Annotated in this window: 2 protein-coding genes; one reads left to right on the forward strand and one right to left on the reverse strand. The window is 58.0% G+C overall.

The genetic code is table 11. The features are described from left to right. The first annotated feature begins 116 nt into the window (after nucleotides 1-116). Nucleotides 117-1,484: a glutathione-disulfide reductase gene (gene gorA / locus B3187_RS11250; protein ID WP_286806494.1), complete on the forward strand. Its 1,368-nt coding sequence runs from the start codon at nucleotides 117-119 to the stop codon at nucleotides 1,482-1,484. Nucleotides 1,485-1,507: 23 nt separating this feature from the next. On the opposite strand, the gene B3187_RS11255 is transcribed toward gorA, so the two are convergent. Next, a partial coding sequence (locus B3187_RS11255; protein WP_286806496.1) for a methyl-accepting chemotaxis protein occupies nucleotides 1,508-1,903 on the reverse strand: 396 nt, incomplete at its 5' end.

Consider the following 1,903-nt stretch of genomic DNA (forward strand, 5'->3'; position numbering starts at 1 on the left):
GGGTTTACGGCGTGTCTTGAAAAGGTATCCCCCTTCCCGAACCGGTCGTGACGCTGCGATTGATTAAATGTTGACTAATGTTTCGAGAACGAAAACCGACAGGAGCAATGACAAAAATGAGCCAATACGATTACGATTTGCTGGTGATCGGCGCGGGGTCCGGTGGGGTTCGGGCCAGTCGGTTTGCGGCGCAGTTTGGGGCGAGAGTGGGCATTATCGAAGAACGCTACCTTGGTGGTACCTGCGTCAATGTCGGTTGCGTGCCCAAAAAACTGTTTGTGTTTGCTTCCCACTACCGAGAAACCTTTCACGCCGCCCCCGGTTATGGCTGGCACGCTGGGGCCATCAAGTTTGATTGGCAGGAACTGCGTGCAAACAAAGATCGCGAAATCGAACGGCTCAATCAGGTGTACGACAAACTGCTCAACACCGCTGGGGTAGAAATCATCAACGGCACCGGTAGCTTGGTTGACGGGCACACCGTCGCCGTAGGCGACAATACCTACACCGCCGAACGCATCCTGATTGCTGTGGGCGGTTGGCCCTGGATGCCGGAAGTGCCAGGTGTCGAGCACGCCATTAGCTCCAACGAAGCGTTTTATCTGGACAGTCTTCCCGAGCGCATCGTCATCGTTGGCGGTGGTTATATCGCGGTGGAGTTTGCCGGGATTTTTAATGGCCTCGGTGTTGAAACCCACTTGTGCTATCGCGGGGAGCTGTTTCTGCGTGGTTTCGATGAGGATATGCGGACGCATCTGGCGCAGGAGCTACCCAAGAAAGGCATCCACCTGCACTTTAACACCGACATCACTCGTATTGAGAAAAACGCGGACGATGTGCTGACGGTTCATACCGATCAGGGAAATACGCTATCGGTCGGGCAGGTCATGTACGCTACCGGGCGCAAGCCGAAAACCGATGGGCTCGGGTTGGAGAACACGGCGGTGCGGTTGAGTGATGCGGGCCGTATTCAGGTGAACGAGGAATTTCAGACCGACGAGCCGTCCATCTACGCACTGGGCGACGTGACCGGGCCCGATGAACTGACGCCGGTTGCCCTGGCTCAGGGAATGGCCCTGGCCCGCAACCTGTTCGGCGGCATGAATGAGCGGGTGGACTACCGGCACATTCCCACCGCGGTGTTCAGTCAGCCGCCCATGGCAAGCTGCGGTCTGACCGAGGAAGAAGCCAGAAAGGAGTGCGTTCACGTGGATATTTACCGGGGCGCCTTCCGCCCGATGCAATATACCCTGCCGGATCTGGACGAGCGGGCGTTGGTGAAACTGATCGTCGATCGGGATACGGACCGGGTGCTGGGTTGCCACATGGTGGGGCCTGAGGCGGGTGAGATCATGCAGGGCCTGGGTGTGGCCATGACCGCCGGTGCGACCAAAGCGGACTTTGATCGCACCATCGGTATTCATCCGACCCTGGCGGAAGAGTTTGTCACCCTGCGCCAGCCGGTGGCCCGCGTCAATGAGTGACGCGGTGCCCGTCTAAACGGCGGTTAATCGAAACGCACAATCAGGTTCAGCTGACGTTCTGACAACTGCTCCATTTCCTTGTTGAGCGCTTCTGCCTCGGCGACCTCTTTCTGGGTGCGGTCGGAAATGTCGCTGATATGCTGGGTGTTCTGTTCGATATCCACGGCCGTCGCCGACTGCTCCTCGGCGGCGGAGGCAATCTGGTGTGACATCTGATCGATTTTTTCCACAGCGGCGGAAATGGTCGACAGCGCCTGCTGTACATTGTCCATTTCGCCCACGCTACGATCGACCAGACTCAGACACTGCTCCATACTCTCCCCAGCTTGCCCCGTGGCTTCACCGAGCTTCTCAATGATGTTGCGAATGTGCCCGGTGGAGTCCTGGGTACGTTGAGCCAGGGTGCGCACCTCATCGGC

It is taken from the genome of Marinimicrobium sp. UBA4209 (assembly GCF_002381585.1).
Lineage (GTDB): Bacteria > Pseudomonadota > Gammaproteobacteria > Pseudomonadales > Cellvibrionaceae > Marinimicrobium > Marinimicrobium koreense.

What these genes read in the sequence shown, in the direction of transcription:
- gorA (WP_286806494.1), top strand. Translation starts at nt 117, where the DNA reads ATGAGCCAATACGATTACGATTTGCTGGTGATCGGCGCGGGGTCCGGT.